The organism is Rhodococcus sp. NPDC080181 (genome assembly GCF_040702225.1).
Classification (GTDB): Bacteria; Actinomycetota; Actinomycetes; order Mycobacteriales; family Mycobacteriaceae; genus Rhodococcoides; species Rhodococcoides fascians.
The window spans coordinates 113,832-130,795 of the sequence record NZ_JBFBKN010000014.1; the positions used below are offsets into that span (position 1 = coordinate 113,832).

At 66.3% G+C, this 16,964-nt stretch carries 15 protein-coding genes; 5 read left to right on the top strand and 10 right to left on the bottom strand.

What is annotated here, in order from left to right; genetic code table 11:
• Window positions 1-59: 59 nt before the first annotated feature.
• The 6 genes from AB0O58_RS17290 to AB0O58_RS17315 all read right to left on the bottom strand — a co-directional run bounded on the left by AB0O58_RS17290 (window position 60) and on the right by AB0O58_RS17315 (window position 7,559).
• The gene (locus AB0O58_RS17290) at window positions 60-1,163 is read right to left on the bottom strand and encodes an alkane 1-monooxygenase (RefSeq protein ID WP_283541586.1); all 1,104 of its coding nucleotides are present in this window, start codon (window positions 1,161-1,163) and stop codon (window positions 60-62) included.
• 299 nt (window positions 1,164-1,462) lie between these two features.
• Window positions 1,463-2,974 carry an amino acid permease gene (locus tag AB0O58_RS17295; RefSeq protein ID WP_032401410.1) on the bottom strand — a complete coding sequence of 504 codons (1,512 nt, stop codon included), beginning with the start codon at window positions 2,972-2,974 and terminating at the stop codon, window positions 1,463-1,465.
• A gap of 137 nt (window positions 2,975-3,111) precedes the next feature.
• A complete protein-coding gene (gene manA / locus AB0O58_RS17300; protein WP_032387167.1) occupies window positions 3,112-4,347 on the bottom strand; it encodes a mannose-6-phosphate isomerase, class I in 1,236 nt (411 codons plus the stop codon).
• Window positions 4,347-5,489, bottom strand: coding sequence for a hypothetical protein (locus AB0O58_RS17305; protein ID WP_032401411.1), 1,143 nt, complete (start codon window positions 5,487-5,489; stop codon window positions 4,347-4,349). Before AB0O58_RS17305 ends, manA begins: the two co-directional genes overlap by 1 nt.
• Window positions 5,490-5,560: 71 nt before the next feature.
• Entirely contained in the window at window positions 5,561-6,943 is a 1,383-nt protein-coding gene (locus tag AB0O58_RS17310) for a phosphomannomutase/phosphoglucomutase (RefSeq protein ID WP_052053378.1), read from the bottom strand.
• Window positions 6,944-7,148: 205 nt separating this feature from the next.
• Window positions 7,149-7,559, bottom strand: a complete 411-nt coding sequence (locus tag AB0O58_RS17315) for a DUF3499 domain-containing protein (protein WP_027496500.1) — start codon at window positions 7,557-7,559, stop codon at window positions 7,149-7,151.
• 72 nt (window positions 7,560-7,631) lie between these two features.
• Here AB0O58_RS17315 and AB0O58_RS17320 point away from each other — a divergent pair, with 72 nt between their 5' ends.
• Window positions 7,632-8,117: a metallopeptidase family protein gene (locus AB0O58_RS17320; protein ID WP_027496499.1), complete on the top strand. Its 486-nt coding sequence runs from the start codon at window positions 7,632-7,634 to the stop codon at window positions 8,115-8,117.
• 43 nt (window positions 8,118-8,160) lie between these two features.
• On the opposite strand, the gene AB0O58_RS17325 is transcribed toward AB0O58_RS17320, so the two are convergent.
• A complete protein-coding gene (locus AB0O58_RS17325) occupies window positions 8,161-8,394 on the bottom strand; it encodes a WhiB family transcriptional regulator (RefSeq protein ID WP_027496498.1) in 234 nt (77 codons plus the stop codon).
• Between the two features lie 777 nt (window positions 8,395-9,171).
• On the opposite strand from AB0O58_RS17325, the gene cofD reads away from it, so the two are divergent.
• Genes cofD through AB0O58_RS17340 form a run of 3 tightly spaced genes read left to right on the top strand, consistent with a single transcriptional unit; the run spans window position 9,172 to window position 12,092 of the window.
• Entirely contained in the window at window positions 9,172-10,161 is a 990-nt protein-coding gene (cofD, locus tag AB0O58_RS17330) for a 2-phospho-L-lactate transferase (RefSeq protein ID WP_032366289.1), read from the top strand.
• A gap of 23 nt (window positions 10,162-10,184) precedes the next feature.
• Window positions 10,185-11,537 (top strand): coenzyme F420-0:L-glutamate ligase, encoded by a 1,353-nt coding sequence (locus AB0O58_RS17335; RefSeq protein WP_283541587.1) that lies wholly within the window; start codon window positions 10,185-10,187, stop codon window positions 11,535-11,537.
• A 6-nt stretch (window positions 11,538-11,543) separates the two neighbouring features.
• Window positions 11,544-12,092, top strand: coding sequence for an NUDIX domain-containing protein (locus AB0O58_RS17340; protein WP_283541564.1), 549 nt, complete (start codon window positions 11,544-11,546; stop codon window positions 12,090-12,092).
• 39 nt (window positions 12,093-12,131) lie between these two features.
• Here AB0O58_RS17340 and AB0O58_RS17345 read toward each other — a convergent pair whose 3' ends face one another.
• The 3 genes from AB0O58_RS17345 to rfbD are packed head-to-tail and all read right to left on the bottom strand — an operon-like array spanning window position 12,132 to window position 15,017.
• A complete protein-coding gene (locus tag AB0O58_RS17345) occupies window positions 12,132-13,226 on the bottom strand; it encodes a sugar phosphate nucleotidyltransferase (RefSeq protein WP_027496494.1) in 1,095 nt (364 codons plus the stop codon).
• On the bottom strand, window positions 13,216-14,127 hold the full coding sequence (locus tag AB0O58_RS17350) for a glycosyltransferase family 2 protein (protein ID WP_283541565.1): 912 nt from the start codon (window positions 14,125-14,127) through the stop codon (window positions 13,216-13,218). The genes AB0O58_RS17345 and AB0O58_RS17350 overlap by 11 nt, the downstream gene beginning before the upstream one ends.
• A gap of 38 nt (window positions 14,128-14,165) precedes the next feature.
• Window positions 14,166-15,017 carry a dTDP-4-dehydrorhamnose reductase gene (rfbD, locus tag AB0O58_RS17355; protein WP_283541566.1) on the bottom strand — a complete coding sequence of 284 codons (852 nt, stop codon included), beginning with the start codon at window positions 15,015-15,017 and terminating at the stop codon, window positions 14,166-14,168.
• A 479-nt stretch (window positions 15,018-15,496) separates the two neighbouring features.
• On the opposite strand from rfbD, the gene AB0O58_RS17360 reads away from it, so the two are divergent.
• A complete protein-coding gene (locus tag AB0O58_RS17360; protein ID WP_283541588.1) occupies window positions 15,497-16,927 on the top strand; it encodes an LCP family protein in 1,431 nt (476 codons plus the stop codon).
• Window positions 16,928-16,964: the final 37 nt, after the last annotated feature.

The window sequence follows — 16,964 nt, forward strand, 5'->3', positions numbered from 1 at the left end:
CCGCCTGCCCGGCGAATCGGTCCGATGCCCGGGAGACGATTCGTCGAGTGGTCCCGCGGTCACCCGTGTTGCTGGGCTCGCGCCAGAATCCGATCGCGCTTTCGGGGCAGAATGTTGGCCCGGACGAGATCACCGTCGTAGTGGTCGAGCACCCGCGGGTCCATCACCCGACGCCACAGCGGCGGTACCGCTGCCAGTAGAACCATCGTCGCGTACCCGGCAGGCAACTGCGGGGCCTCGTCGCACGAGAGCAGGGTCTGGTACCGCTTCCCCGGATTGGCGTGATGATCGCTGTGTCGCTGCAGGTGGTAGAGAAAGATGTTGGTGCACAGCCGGTCGCTGTTCCAACTGTGCCGCGGTGCGCACCGCACGTATCTGCCTCGCTCGTTCGTCTCGCGCAGCAGTGCGTAGTGCTCCACGTAGTTCACCATCTCCAGGAGCACGAATCCCACGACGGCTTGTATCAGCAGATACGGCGCGATCGCCCAGCCGAAGACGACCATCAGCGTGACGAAGAGAACGGCGCTGAGCAGCCACGTGTGTAGCAGGGCGTTCGACGGGTGAAACACGGAGTGGCCTTTGCGACGCAGCCGGCCTGCCTCGAGCTTCCAGGCCGAGGCCAGCCCGAGAACAGCGCTGCGCGGCACGAACGTCCACACGCTCTCTCCCAGCCGGGCACTGGCCGGATCCTCCGGAGTGGCCACCCGCACGTGGTGACCGCGGTTGTGCTCGACGAAGAAGTGTCCGTACAGGGTTTGCGACAAGGCCACCTTCGCCAACCAGCGTTCGTGCTGCTCGACGCGGTGGCCCAGCTCGTGGGCGGCGTTGATTCCGGTTCCCGCGACCAGGCCCACCGTCACCGCGAGCCCGATCTTGTCCACCACGCTCAGACCTCCGTACGCCCACATCCAGCAGGCGACGATCAGACCGATGAATTGGATGGGCAGGAACAGGTAGGTGCACCAGCGGTAATAGCGGTCGTTCTGCAGCTCGTCGGCCGCAGACGCGTCCGGGTTGTGACCGTCCTCGCCCGCGAGCAGATCGATGATCGGAATGATCACGAAGAACACCAGGACGCCGCTCCACCAGAACACCGGCATGCCGGTCCAGTACACCAACTGGGACGGCAACAGTGCCGATGCCGGTGCCAGCAGACCCAGCATCCACAGGTAGCGCTTGTTGTCCCACCGCCGAACCGCAGGTGCAGCCCCGGCCGAATTCCGCTCCCCGAAAGCGACACCCGAATCGTCCGATGAGGTGATTCGGCCGTCCACGCTCACAGTTGCCACACCCTCTCACCGAATGTTTGCGGTCCTGTCAGTTTGTTTTCAAGGGTATAACATGCCGGGCGTTCGGACCGAGGGGTGTGACGGATACCCCGGACACGTCGGATCCGAGAAAACCGGCCCCGCCCGCACGATCGACGGTCGGGGCCGGCCTCGCAAGACGACTCGGCCGCGTCTCACTCGGGTCGCGACTCGACTTTCTTCGCCTCGCGCAGACCCATCACCGAATGGCGGCGACCGTACAGCACGTAGATGACGACACCCGCTGCCATCCACACCAGGAACCGCAACCAGGTCTCGACCGACAGGTTGAGCATCAGCCACAGGCACGCGGCCACTGCCAGGATCGGAACCAGCGGAACCCAGGGCACGCGGAACCCGCGCTCGAGATCGGGACGCGTCCTGCGGAGGACGAGCACACCGGCCGACACCAGAACGAAGGCGAACAGCGTGCCGATGTTGACCATCTCCTCGAGCGTGCCGAGAGGGACGAACGCGGCAAGCAGTCCGACCACCACACCGACCAGGATCGTCGTCCGAACCGGCGTACCCTTCTTTCCGGTGTGGGCCAGACCGCGCGGCACCAGGCCGTCTCGCGACATGGCGAACAGGACGCGAGTCTGCCCCAGCATGAGAACCATGACCACCGTCGTCAGACCGGCCAGTGCGCCGAACGAAATGATGTTCTTGGCCCACGTCAGCCCGTTCAGCTCGAAAGCCGTTGCCAGCGTGGCACTGTCGCCGGCCAGATCCGTGTACTTGACCATCCCGGTCAGCACCAAGGTCACCGCCACGTAGAGCACGGTCACGATGGCCAAGGATCCGAGGATGCCGCGCGGCAATGCCTTCTGCGGCTCCTTCGTCTCCTCGGCCGTGGTCGCGACCACGTCGAAGCCGATGAACGCGAAGAACACCAGCGACGCCGCCGCCAGCAGTCCGTACCAACCGAAGGTGCTACCGCCCGCACCGGTGACGAAGGAGAACAGGGACTGATGAAGCCCCTCACCCGTGGACGCGGGCTCGGACGGCGGAATGTACGGGTCGTAGTTGGCGACCTTGATGTAGAACGCACCGAGCACGACGACGAACAGCACCACGATCACCTTGATGGCTGTGATCACCAACGACACGCGCGAGGACAACTTGGTTCCCGAGGCGATGAGAACCGTCAACACCACCACGATGAGCAGTGCGCCCCAGTCGAAATTCAGCGAACCGATCTGCAGTACCGGGGCCGACGTGCCGAGCAGGTCTCCCAGATAGAGCGACCAGGCCTTCGCCACCACCGCCGCGGCGAGTCCGAATTCCAGGATCAGATCCCAGCCGATGATCCAGGCGATGAACTCACCGAATGCGGCGTAGGAGAACGTGTAGGCACTACCGGCGACCGGAACCGTGGAGGCGAACTCGGCGTAACAGAGGGCAGCGAGCCCGCAGGCGATGGCCGCCAACACGAACGCCACCGAAACAGCCGGTCCGGCAACGTTTCCGGCAGTCCTCGCCGTCAGCGTGAAAATGCCGGCTCCGACCGCCACCGCGACACCGAACACGGTCAGATCCCACGAACCGAGCTCCTTGCGCAACTTGGTGTCCGGTTCGTCGGTGTCCTCGATCGATTGTTCGATCGACTTGGTCCGGAACCACCCCGTCGTACGCGGGGGCTTCCTGGGCCGGTCTGCCTTGGTCATCGGACCTCCGTATCGCCACGTCGCTTCTGCAGACGGCCGATCCGATCGGACCCACCCGTCCCAGAATTCACTGTGACATCACCTTATTGGTAGCGGGCACCCGTGTCGGACACTTCGGCCACTCGACTTGCCGCGCCTTACGACTGCAATGATCCGACCGCCGCCACGAACACTTCGGCACCGTCGGAGTCCGCGGTGACGGTGACCGATCGGTCGGCAGCGGGAATCCACGCCGAACTACCTTGGGGCACGGTGAGCCCCGCGTGTGTGTCACCGGTCGTCGCCAGCACCGAACCGCTGGTGCACAACAGAATTCGCGGACCGGTTCCAGGAATCTCGACGGTCTCCCCCGGACCGACCGCCGTCCGGCTGAGGACGAATTCAGGGGCCGGCGTCGGGTATCGGTAGGTGGGCCGATCGTTCTCACCCGGCGTGATCGGAGAGATGTCGGCGGGCTCGAAGTCCAGCACGCGCAACAACTCCGGCACGTCGACGTGCTTGGGCGTCAACCCTCCACGCAGAACGTTGTCGGAGTTGGCCATGATCTCCACACCGGTTCCGCGCAGGTACGCATGGAGATTGCCCGCATCCAGGTACAAGCCCTGGCCGGGAGTCAGGGTGACCCGATTGAGCAGTAAGGCCGCCAGTACTCCAGCATCACCGGGATACGACTCCCCCAGCTCGAGCAACGTCCGTGCCTCGGCGGCGAATCGACCGCCGTCGGCGCGGGCAGGCCCCGACAGATAATCGATGCAGCCCTGGGCGACCGCAGGCAACAGGTCGTCGAGGGACTGCCCGGGCAACGTGATCCACGAGGTGAACACCGTCCGGAGGCCCGACGCGTCGGGCTGAGCGGCGAGCAACGTGCGATACCCCGCGAGGGACGGCACGGCCAACGCATCGAGAAACTCGACTGTCTCGGCCGGTTGCCGAAACCCTGCCAGTGCTTCGAATTCGGTGAGTGCCACGATCAGCTCGGGCTTGTGATTGGCGTCCCGGTAATTGCGCACCGGGGAATCGATCGCAACACCTGCGGCGTTCTCCCGCGCGAAACCCTCACGCGCCTGCGCGCTGCTCGGATGTGCCTGCAACGACAGAGGTTCTTCTGCGGCAAGCAATTTCAGCAAATACGGCAGCCGCGACGAGAAGTCCGCTGCAGAGCCGCCCAACTGTGTTTCCGGATCCCCGTCGATGAGGGTGAGCAACGGCGTGCTGCCACCCTCGTGAACCACGTGCGCAGAATCGGCCGGATGTGCACCCAGCCAGATCTCCGCCTCGGGATGATCGGACGGTACCGGCCTACCCTGGATACGAGCCAGAGCAGTGCGCGAACCCCAAGCGTAGGACCGGACTGCGCCTCGCAGGAGTTGCACTAGCTACCGCCCATCAACGACAAGTACGCGGCAGTGGTGTCCAACCGCGTTGCCAACACCGACATCGTGTCGAGCATCGAGAGTGTAACCGGATCGGGCGACGCCGCGCGGGCCTCGAAACCCGAACTCGCGAACTCCCCGCCCGACGCCGCCTCACCGGACTCGGTCAGTACCAGTTCGGAATTCGGAACACCGGCAATGCGTCGTTCGGTCAGCGCGCGATCGGATTCGGACGCCAGGACGAATACCCGCATCGGCTGTTCGGGAGCCGGTCCGTCGAGCTCCTCGTCGTGGAAGATCGAGTCGAAGGTGCTGACCGGCCCCGATGACTCGACCATGGACGCACGGATGGACGCAGCAATGACATCGCCGAGCTCACCCGCAGCCACGATCAGACCGGCCGCCCGCAGCAACACCTCGCTACCGTGCCGCGCCACCTCGACGGCAGCCGGCCCGGCACCGCTCAGCACCACACGTTTGCCGCTGAACCCACTGGCAAGCGCTTTGGCCGGGTTGTGGAACACCTCGTTGGACGGGCTGTTGCGCACAGCCTCGGCATCGAGCAGATCTGCGAGCCGAGAAAGGTTGGGCAACAGCGCCTTCCACGAACCACCGGCAACCGCGCCGAGGACGGCCACGAACGCCGCAAGGTAGCGCATCAGCGCATTGTGGTCACGCACCGCTATGCGCGGCGGCAACCACATGACCCTGGCACCGCGCACGGCACGCAAGGGACCCTCTTCCGGTGCCACGACGACGACCTCCGCGCCGCGCCGTGCTGCCGCGTCGACCGATTCGGCCAGACGAGGATCGCCTGCATCGTCGCCGGCCACCACGACGACATCCAGTGGCCCGATCCACGGCGGAGTTCCGGTACTACGAACCAGGGGAACGCCCAAATGGTTTCCGAGAGCAGCGACAAGCAGAGACGCCGCACGACTGCTGCGGCCGTCGCCGGTCACGATCACCACGCTGCGAGGTCGCAGGTCGGCCAGGCGCGCCAGCACCGACTCTTCGACCGCAGTGGCTACGGCGCGTACTTGAGCACCCGCGAGCGCGGCGCTGCGGAGCGCGCCCTCCCGATCGGCGGCCACGATCGCGCCGGCGTCGTCGAGATCGACCAGAGACGTCACTGCCCTCATGACCTCGGCACCTTCCCTTACGTCACCGACTCGAAATGCCTGCATACCCACTTGTGAACTCTAGGTAACCACTATTCCAGTCCGGAGCGAACGATGCTCAATATCTCGGTCGACAACGCGTCGACCTCGGTGCGGGTGCGCGCCTCGACATTGAGTCTCAACAGGGGCTCGGTGTTGGACGCACGCAAGTTGAACCATGCACCACCCTCGAGGTCGACGGTCACGCCGTCGAGACGGTCGATTCCGGTGGTCCGATCGGCGAACGCGTCGAGCACGGCCTGGGTGCGTTCGGCTGCGTCGTCGACCGTCGAGTTGATCTCACCCGACGCGCTGTACGTCTCGTACGAGGCCATCATCTCCGAGAGCGGTCGATCCTGTGCGCCGAGGGCAGCGAGAACGTGCAGCGCGGCGAGCATGCCGGAATCGGCACCCCAGAAATCGCGAAAGTAGTAGTGCGCGGAATGTTCTCCGCCGAAGATCGCACCGGTATCGGCCATCTGCTGCTTGATGAACGAGTGCCCCACTCGGGTGCGGACAGGCTTGCCGCCGAGCTCGGTGACCAGCTCCGGCACCGCACGCGAGGTGATGAGATTGTGAATGATCGACGCACCGGGCTCCTTGGCCAGCTCACGTTCTGCCACCAAGCAGGTCACGGCCGACGGCGAGACCGGATCGCCCTTCTCGTCGACGACGAAGCACCGGTCGGCGTCTCCGTCGAACGCGAGCCCGATGTCGGCACCGGTCTCGACGACGAAGCGCTGCAGATCCACCAGGTTCGCCGGATCCAGTGGGTTGGCCTCGTGATTGGGGAAGCTGCCGTCGAGTTCGAAGAACAACGGTTCGATCGTCACCGGGAGCGGAGCGAACACCGCGGGGACCGTGTGCCCGCCCATGCCGTTACCCGCGTCGACGGCGATCTTCATGGATCCGATGCCGGATAGATCGACCAGATCGCGGACGAACCCGGCGTAGTCGGTCAACACGTCTCGCGACGTTGCCGTACCGGCCGGGCCGTCGAAGTCCGGCACCCCGTCGATCAGTTCCGACTTGATCGTGGCCAACCCGGTGTCCTGTCCCACCGGCTTGGCACCGGCGCGGCACAGCTTGATTCCGTTGTACTTCGCCGGATTGTGGCTTGCGGTGAACATGGCACCCGGGCATTCGAGCAGGCCCGACGCGAAGTAGAGCTGATCGGTCGAGGCGAGACCGATGTGCACGACGTCGAGTCCCTGCGCGGTGACGCCGTCCGCGAAAGCGCGGGACAGGCCCGGCGAGGAGTCGCGCATGTCGTGTCCGACGACGACGGTCCGCGCTGCGCCCTCCTCGTCGCGTACCAACCGGGCGAACGATGCACCGACGTCTCGGACGAACGCCTCGTCGATCTGCTCACCTACGACGCCACGGACGTCGTAGGCCTTGATGACGGCGTTGACGGACTCTGCGGTTCGGGCCACGAAGATTCTCCTGATTGTCGGTCGTCCGGCGTCGGACATCCAGCGTTGGGTACGGGGCGATCAACACCGAAGCTCGGCAGACCGGCTTGTCCGTTTCGGTACTGGTGCAAACCTTGCCAGACGCCCGGTGGGCGGGCCAGTCGACCCGTCGTTCATTCGGGCGGACGCAGCGCAGCGCCCCGCCGCGGCGTTCTGCGCAGGGGGTCTAGGACGTGGGATCGGGTAGAACTCTGAGGTGTCCGCGCCGGCCGGTTCGGACGGCAGGCGTGGCCCGTCGCTCGGTGTCCTGGTGGCGGGCGGGCGACCGGTCACCGCTGTCTCGCTCCTCGGAGCGCGTCCGGTCTCCCCGACCGGCTTCGCGTACGGCCTCGGCCAGCGCGGTCAGATCGTCCTCGTCGGGGGTCGATGTCGAGTAACCACCCTCGTACCGCACGAGCTCCCAGCCCTTGGGTGCCGTGGTCGTCGAGGCATGGACCTCGCACAGGTCCCAGGAGTGCGGTTCGTCCACGGTGGCCAGCGGACCGACGACCGCAGTGGAGTCGGAGTAGACATATGTGAGCGTCGCAACGGCAGAACGGTTGCAACCAGGCCTGCAGCAGCCACGCAGTGATCTCACGAGTGCAGAGTATCCGGTACGTGCAACCGACCGAACGACCGACACACCGGACAGCCGCGATAACCTGCCCCCATGCCTCAGTTCTCTTCCGCGCGCAGGATCACGTCGCGGTCCGTTGCGCGGCACGGCCGCGGCATCCGCGGACCGGTGCTGCCCGAGGACCTACCTGCCCGGCGATCACGTGCAGAGAAGTTCGACCGGCTGGTACTCGACGCGTTCGCGCGCATCGACCACCGGTGGCACGACAAGCTCTCGAAGCTCGACATCGCCGTCGACGACGTGCCCAAGATCAGGGCGTTGGACCCGGAATCGGTCACGTGGCCGCCCGAGGTGGTCGCAGAAGGACCGGTACCCCTGTCGCGACTGGTCCCCGCAGGGATCGACAAGCGCGGAGAGACGACACGCGCCCGTGTGGTGCTGTTCCGGCGTCCGCTCGAGCGGCGCGCCAAGCATCCGGAAGATTTGGAGGACCTACTGTTCGAGGTCCTGGTCGAGCAGGTAGCGACATATTTGGGGATCGATCCAGACGAGGTGGACCCCGCCAGCGCCGAGCCGTGATGCAGCGTCGGCTCGTGGGTGGATCCTCCTGAGCGCGTTCGGCTCAGCCGATCCCGCGCTTCAGCCGACGACGCTCACGCTCGGACAGTCCGCCCCAGATTCCGAATCGCTCGTCGTTGGCGAGAGCGTATTCGAGGCATTCGTCCTTGACCTCGCAGCCGAGACAGATTCGCTTCGCTTCGCGGGTGGAGCCGCCCTTTTCGGGAAAGAAGGCTTCGGGATCGGTCTGAGCGCACAGGGCGCGCTCCTGCCACTGATCCTCGATCTCCTCGAACATCTCGTCGAAACCCGCCACGAGACTCAGGAACGGCTTGGCGGGTGGAACCGATTCGGCCACGAACGGCATCGAATCGGCGTCGTTGTCCGAGTCGTCGTTATCGACGTCGTCGACATCCGGGCTGTCGACATCAGGGCTGTCGATGTCCTGATCGATTTGCACGGCGTCACTCGAGAGTTCGCCGTCGACTGCATCGTTCGACGGGGTCACGTACGCAGAACCGGCGTCGACGGAGACGCTCGAATCCACGCCGGAATCGGACTCGGTTTGCGGCGCGTCGTCGACAGCGCTGAGGTGTGCAGTGGGTCCGCCCCGCTGATCACGTGTCACGTGCTGGTCATACATCGCTTCCGCCTCCTCACCTGTGGTAGCGCAGATATTTCGGTCCTCGTAATCTCGAATACCTTGCCCCGCGCCGGTATTCGATCGAGCTGGTACGTCCGAGCCGGCTCTCCACCCGTCCAACTCTCGACCTCTACTCCACGTCCACTCAGGGACGAACAGGAAGGGAACGAGTGTTCGAAACCAGGTTCGCTGCAGTCGAACTCGTGCCGCGAACGCTGAATGACATACCTGTGATTAGACACGTACAGGTGTGTCGCGGTCAAGCCGATCGCACAAATCCAATACCATCCCATGCCCGAAATCGGCTGTCTCCCCGAATCGGAGCGCGTCCCGTGCGTGTCGCGGCGGTTCTCGGGCTCGGATCCCGGCCCCGCGGACGGTCCGGGTGGGCGCTCACCCGGGCGGGCGGCAACCGCACTAGGCTCGCATGTTGTGAAAGTTACTGTTCTGGTCGGTGGCGTCGGTGGCGCACGGTTCCTCCAGGGGCTCAAATCCCTGTTCGGCGACTCCCTTCTCGGCGACGAACCCGAGAACGAGATCACGGCGGTGGTCAACGTCGGCGACGACGTCTGGATGCACGGCCTTCGCATCTGCCCGGATCTCGACACGTGCATGTACACCCTCGGAAACGGAATCGACACCGAGCGCGGCTGGGGCCGGGTCGCGGAGACCTGGAACGCCCGCGACGAGTTGGCCGCCTACGGAGCAGATCCCGACTGGTTCGGCCTCGGCGACAGGGACATCGCCACGCACTTGATCCGCAGTCGCATGCTGCGCACCGGATTTCCGCTGTCGGCCGTCACCGAGGCACTGTGCAACCGATGGCAGCCCGGGGTCCGATTGCTGCCGGTCACCGACGACCGCTCGGAAACACACGTCGTGGTCACCGACCCCGACGACCCCAGCGGCGAGCAGCAACGCGCAATCCACTTCCAGGAGTGGTGGGTTCGCTACCGCGCGCAGATTCCCACGCACAGTTTCGCTCATATCGGTGCCGAACAGGCCACTGCCGCACCGGGAGTCGCCGAAGCGATCGCCGAGGCCGACGCGGTGATCCTGGCCCCGTCCAACCCGGTGGTCAGTGTCGGCGCAATTCTTGCCGTACCCGGCATCCGCGGCGCACTCCGCACCACCGCCGCCAAGGTCGTCGGCCTGTCCCCGGTGGTGGACGGTAAACCGTTGCGCGGCATGGCAGACGAGTGCCTCTCGGTCATCGGCGTCGAGACGACGGCCGAGGCCGTCGGCCGCCTCTACGGAAGCCGAAGCGGCACCGGCATTCTCGACGCCTGGCTGGTGCACAGCACCGACTCGGCGGTGGTCGACGGAGTCGACGTGCAGTCGATTCCGTTGCTGATGACCGACCCGGAGACCACAGCGGTGATGGCCCGCACCGCCCTGCGCGCAGCCGGACTCGAACTGTGACCGCCCCACGCGACGTGGCGTCGATGCCGGAGGCTCCCGGTGACCACGCACCGGGCGGATCGATCGAAATCCTGCCGGTCACGGGACTTCCCGAGTTTCGTCCGGGCGACGATCTCGCCGCAGCGATCGTCGACCGAGCGCCCTGGCTGCGCGACGGAGACGTCCTCGTGGTCACCAGCAAGATCGTCTCCAAGGTCGAGGGACGTCTGGTGCCCGCACCGCAGGACCCCAAGGAGCGGGACGCGGCCCGCCGGGTCCTCGTCGATCAGGAGGCCGTTCGCGTCGTCGCCCGAAAAGGCCGGACACTCATCACCGAGAACCGCCTCGGCATCGTGCAAGCCGCGTCGGGTATCGACGGGTCCAACGTCGACGGCAGCGAACTGGCGCTGCTCCCGGAGAATCCCGACGCCAGCGCGGCGGCTCTTCGGCGAGCACTGCACGCGTCGGCCGGAGTCACCGTGGCTGTCGTGATCACCGACACGATGGGCCGGGCCTGGCGGATCGGTCAGACCGATGCCGCGATCGGGTCTGCCGGCCTGGCGGTCGTCCATCGATACGCCGGGGCAGAAGACGGCCAGGGCAACGAACTGATCGTCACCGAAGTCGCCATCGCCGACGAGCTCGCTGCGGCAGGCGATCTCGTGAAGGGCAAGCTGGGTGGCGTTCCGATAGCCGTCGTCCGCGGCCTGTCACCGGTCGACGACGGCTCCACCGCCGCCACGCTGCTGCGCGGCGGCGAAGACGATTTGTTCTGGCTGGGAACCGCCGAGGCACTCGAACGTGGTCGACGTGAGGCCCTGCTCCGCCGGCGGTCGGTTCGATCGTTCTCCCCCGACGCAGTCGACCCGGACTCGATTCGTGACGCCGTCGCGGACGCCCTCACCGCCCCCGCCCCGCATCACACCCACCCCGTCAGATTCGTCTGGATCAGAACGCCCGCGGTGCGTCGACGACTGCTCGAGACCATGCGCGAGCAGTGGCGAGCCGATCTGGCCGGAGACGGGCTGACCGAGGACCGCATCGCCGCGAGGCTGAGCCGCGGTGACATTCTGTTCGATGCGCCGGAAATCGTGATTCCGTTCTGTGTGCCGGACGGGGCGCACACCTATCCCGACGAGAGGCGTCGCGCAGCGGAGGACACCATGTTCACCGTGGCGGTCGGTGCCGCCGTTCAGGGTTTGCTCGTCGCCCTGGCCGTTCGCGATCTCGGTAGCTGCTGGATCGGTTCGACGATCTTCGCCGCCGATACCGTCCGCGCCGAGCTCGGCTTGCGTGCGGACTGGAAAGCATTGGGGGCCATCGCAATCGGACACCCCAGCGAGCCGCTGGCGGTACGAGATCCGGCCGCGCCCGGGTCTTCGCTGGTGGAGCTCTGACCGACGATGTCCGCTTCCTCACTGTGGCAGTCCGCGGCCGAGACACTCGATCGATGGGCACCGACCGACTCCAGGGACGAATCCCTTCGACACACCGTGATCGCCTTTCTGCACAGCAATCCCGACGCGTGTCTTCGCGCGAACGAGGCCGGCCACATCACGGCATCGTCGCTGGTACTCGACGCGTCGGGACGACACGTTCTGCTGACCCTGCATCCCCGGGTGGGCCGGTGGATTCAGCTGGGCGGTCACTGCGAACCCGAGGACGAGACGGTCGTCGCCGCAGCGCTGCGCGAGGCGACCGAAGAATCCGGAATTACCGATCTGTCGATCGATCCCGAGTTGCTCTCGGCGCACACTCACCCGATCACGTGCTCACTGGGTAAGCCGACCCGGCACCTGGACCTGCGGTTCCTGGTGCGCGCCCCGGACGGCGCGCGCGCCGTGCGCAGCGACGAATCGACGGACCTGCGCTGGTGGCCGGTGGACGAACTACCCGACTCGGCCGAGCGCGAGACCATCGACCATCTCGTCGCGCTCGCCGCGCATCGCTGATCCGCCCGGGCGGCCCCGCTCAGCCCCTCGGGACGACGATCAGACGTCGGTGGAGAAGCGCACTCCCCCGTCGGGCAGCTTCACTCCTGGCCATACCCGTGCGCCGCGCAGCAACTCGCACCGAGCTCCGATATCGGCACCGTCACCGATGACGGCGTCACGCACGAGTGCGCGCGGTCCGATGCGGGCTCCGAAACCCAGGATGGATCGTTCGACCACGGCCCCCGCTTCGACGATCGCACCGTCGAACACCACCGCGCCGTCGAGACGAGCGCCTGCGCCGATCTCGGCACCACGTCCGACGACGGTTCCACCGATCAGCAGTGCGCCCGGCGCGACACCCGCTCCGGGGTGAACCAGGGACTCACCGCGATCTCCGTGCAGTGCGGGCGACGGCGCGATCCCGCGAACCAGGTCGGCCGATCCCTTGACGAAATCCTCCGGCGTACCCATGTCGCGCCAGTACGCACTGTCGACGTGCCCGTAGACCTTCTTGTTCTCGGCGAGCAGGGCAGGGAACACCTCTCGCTCCACCGACACCGGCCGGTCGGCTGCGATGGACTCGATGATCTCACGCTTGAACACGTAGCAACCGGCATTGATCTGGTCGGTCGGCGGATCCTGGGTCTTCTCCAGAAACGCGGTGACTCGGCCGTTCTCGTCGGTCGGGACACAACCGAACGCTCGGGGATCGCCGACCCGAACGAGATGCAACGTCACGTCCGCGTCGGTCGTGCGGTGCGTATCGAGCACTGCCGTCAGATCGGTACCACCCAACACGTCACCGTTGAACACCATGACGTTGTCTGCCCGCAGTCGCGGCAGCACGTTTCTGATTCCGCCGCCGGTGCCCATGGGCTCGGTCTCGAACACGTACTCGAGTTCGATGCCCAACGCCGACCCGTCGCCGAAATGTTGCTCGAACACTTCGGCTTTGAACGACGTTCCGAGAACCACGTGTTCGATGCCCGCAGCCTTGATCCTGGCCAGCAGGTGGGTGAGAAACGGGAGTCCTGCAGTCGGGAGCATCGGCTTCGGTGCCGACAGAGTCAACGGGCGCAGTCGAGTTCCCTTGCCGCCGACCAAGATCACTGCATCCGTCCGTGCGGCGACCGATGGGGAACTATCCGACATGTCCAGCCTCTGTTCTCTCGTCCGACGGTCGTTCTTCACGAGCTCGGGCCCGAAGCGCCGAAGTCACAACGACCTTCGAGCGAAGACCGAGACCCGCGCGCAGCGCCCATCGTAGTGGAGCCTGCCACACCCGGTCGTGTCTGTCGGCCTGGAATCGGTAGGCGCTGGTGTGGTGTGCGGGCAGCATCACTTCCGGATGCCGTCCTGCCGCATGGCCTTTCGAGTGCGTGACCTCGACCTCGGGTACGTAGACGTTCTGCCAACCCGCCCTACCGAGCCGGTCGCCGAGGTCCACGTCCTCCATGTACATGAAGTAGCGCGAATCGAACCCGTCGATGGAGTCGAACGCCGCGCGGCGAAGCAACAGGCATGATCCCGACAGCCATCCCACCGGCCGCTCGGACACCGTCTCGTTCTCCTGGCGGTATCGCCGAGTCCACGGATTGGTCGGCCAGAGCTTGCCCAGAATTGCGTGGCCGGCCCCGGACGTCAGATCGGGCACCGATCGCGCGGACGGGTATCGCGACCCGTCCGGCTCACGAATGAGTGGGCCCAGCGAACCTGCGCGCGGCCATCGCGCCGCGGCGTCGAGCAATCCGTCAAGGGACCCGGGGTGCCACCTGACATCCGGATTGGCGACCACGACGAATTCGACCTCGGGGTCGACCGCGGCGATCGCCCGATTGACGGCAGCGCCGTAGCCGATGTTGGCGCCGGTACGCAGCAATTCTGCTTCCGCGAACGCCGCCTCGGCAGCTTCCGGAGTGCCGTCGACCGACCCGTTGTCGGCCATGATGACTCGCACGGGCCGAGTCGTGGACTCGCGTAGAGACGTCAGAAATTGCTCGAGGTATTCGCCGGGGGAATAGGTCACCGTCACCACGGCCAGGTCGGAACTCACGCGGGCAAGACTAGCCCGAGGCGAGCATCGATCCCGCATCACGACCGAGCAAGAGCCGCCGTCAGAGCCTCGGACCAGGTGCGGGGCGCACCGAGCCCGGCTGCGGACCACGCATTCGGTGACAGCACCGAGTATGCGGGCCGAGGTGCCGGGACGACGTACTCTGCGCTCGAACACGGTCGCACCCGGTCGGGGTCGGCACCGATTCCCGAGAACACTGCCCGGGCGAGGTCGTACCAGCTCGCCTGCCCGGCGTTGGTGAAGTGAAGGGTCCGGCCGGTCACCGTCGCGTCGGCTTCGATCTCGAGCAGACCGGCGGCCAGGTCGAGGGCGAAGGTGGGCGATCCGATCTGGTCGTCGACCACCGAGACGGTCTCCCGCTCGCCTTCGAGTCTTCGCATCGTGGTGACGAAGTTCTTGCCGGTGTTGTCGTAGACCCATGCGGTGCGCACGATGACGGCCTCGGGAAGTTCCTCACGTACCGCCGTTTCCCCGGCCAACTTGGTGCGTCCGTACACGGACTTCGGCGCGGTCGCCGCGTCGACGTCGTACGGCTCGGTCGCTGTGCCGTCGAACACATAGTCGGTGGAAATGTGAATCAGTCGGGCACCGACACGCCCGCACGCCCGCGCGAGATTTCGAGGACCGTCGGCATTGACGGCCATGGCCCTGGACTCGTCGGTTTGGGCGGCATCGACGGCGGTGTATGCGGCGCAGTTGACGACGGTCGCACCCGCAGTCACCACGGCGTCGACGGCATCGGGGTCGGTGATGTCCAGGTCGGCGGACGAATAGCCGTGCACCTCGACGTCGGAATCACGCTCGGCGGCGAGCGAGACCACCCGTCGGCCCAACTGGCCGTGTGCACCGGTCACCACGATCGCATTCACGGTTGCCAAGTGTGGCACGCCGCGGTCGGTTCGGCGAGAGCGCGGCCGATCGCCAGTAACCTTCGAGTCGGGGGGAGTGAACGTCTGTCGGTGGGTGTCCATGCCTGCCGGAAACGAGGAAAGGGTCGAAGGTGCCACGAGATTCAGGCACGCACGGAGGTGAGCGCACGCCCCCACCACACCGGCGCACCTCGCGGCGAGCCGACGGCGACGGCCTGCGCGGCGACCGACGCGACCGTGACATCGACCCTCGCGCGCCCCGCGGGCGCGACTCTCAGGATCGCCCTGTTCGTCCCCCTGCAGACGGCGAACCGGGCGTGCATCGCCGAGGCGGCGTACGCGGCGACGAACGACGAACCACGGCCGGCCGTGCACGACGACCGCAGCGCGAGCCCCGAGGCGACGACCGACGACCGGACGCAGGCGAGGCACCCCGCCGACCGGGCGCAGGCGGTCGCTGGCCGGCGACGCACGTTGCCGTGGCCGTGTTGTCGGTACTCGTCCTGTTGGTGACCGGCTTCGCGTGGCGCAGCGTGGACAGTCTGCGGTCGAACATCGCCACTGCGGGCGGCCTCGGTCTGGGCGGCGCAGCGGACGGCGCGGTCGACATCCTGATGGTCGGCACCGACAGCCGCACCGACGCCCACGGCAACGCGCTCTCACCGGAAGAACTGGCCTCGCTGAACGCAGGCGAGGAAGTTGCGTCGAACACGGACACGATCGTGTTGATCCGCGTCCCGAACGACGGCTCGTCGGCCACTGCCATCTCCATCCCGCGCGACTCGTACGTCGAGGTGCCCGGGATCGGAATGTCCAAGATCAACGCCGCGTACGGAGCGACCAAGGAGAACAAACGGCTCGAGCTGGTCGAGCAGGGAGTCTCCGATGCCGACGCCGAACCGCAGGCCACCGAGGCCGGACGCGAAGCGCTGATCGATTCCGTCGCCAACCTGACCGGCATCACGGTCGATCACTACGCAGAGGTCGGCCTGCTCGGTTTCGTTCTGCTGACCGACGCCGTCGGCGGAGTAGCGGTATGCCTGAACAATCCGGTCCAGGAGCCGCTGTCGGGTGCGAACTTCGCCGCCGGTGAGCAGAACCTGTCCGGTTCGCAGGCGCTGAGTTTCGTCCGGCAACGACACGATCTGCCCCGCGGTGACCTGGACCGGATCGTGCGCCAGCAAGTCTTCATGGCCTCCCTCGTACGCAGTGTGCTCAGCGCCAAGACGTTGAGCAATCCGAGCAAGCTCGGTCAGCTCAGTACCGCGGTGCAGCGGTCGGTCACCCTCGATTCGGACTGGGACATCCTGCAGTTCGCCACTCGCCTGCAGGATCTCGCCGGTGGCAAGGTCAAGTTCGAGACCATCCCCGCGGTCGACATCAATGCGACGACCGACTACGGCGAATCCATCGTGCAGGTCGACCCGGCAGCAGTGAAGAAATACGTCGCCGGACTACTCGAGGACGGGAACTCCGCCGAGACCAACGCCGAGAATTCGGATGCGCCGGCCGTCGATCCGTCGACGGTGACGGTGGACGTCGCGAACGACAGCGGTATCGAAGGTCTGGCCAACGGTGTGGCCGGATCATTGACGGCGCTCGGGTACGTCGGTGGCACCATCGGCAACTACGAGGGCTCGTCCATCTCCACGAGCCGCATCCAGACCGCCGACGTGGACAGCGACGCCGCTCGCGCCGTGTCGGCAGCACTCGGTGGCCTGCAGATCACCGCCGACGACACCATGGCGGCCGATGCCGTCCGGGTCGTGCTCGCCGACGACTATGCCGGCCCCGGCTCGGGTCAGGCCGCGACGGCCGAAACCGTGGCACCCGAAGCAGGTACAGCAGTCCCCGAGGAACCTGCGGCACCGATCGACGCGGGTTCCACCGGCCCCATGTGCGTGAACTGACGGTACGAACGCAGTGCGGAGGTCGGGGCGGGTAGGC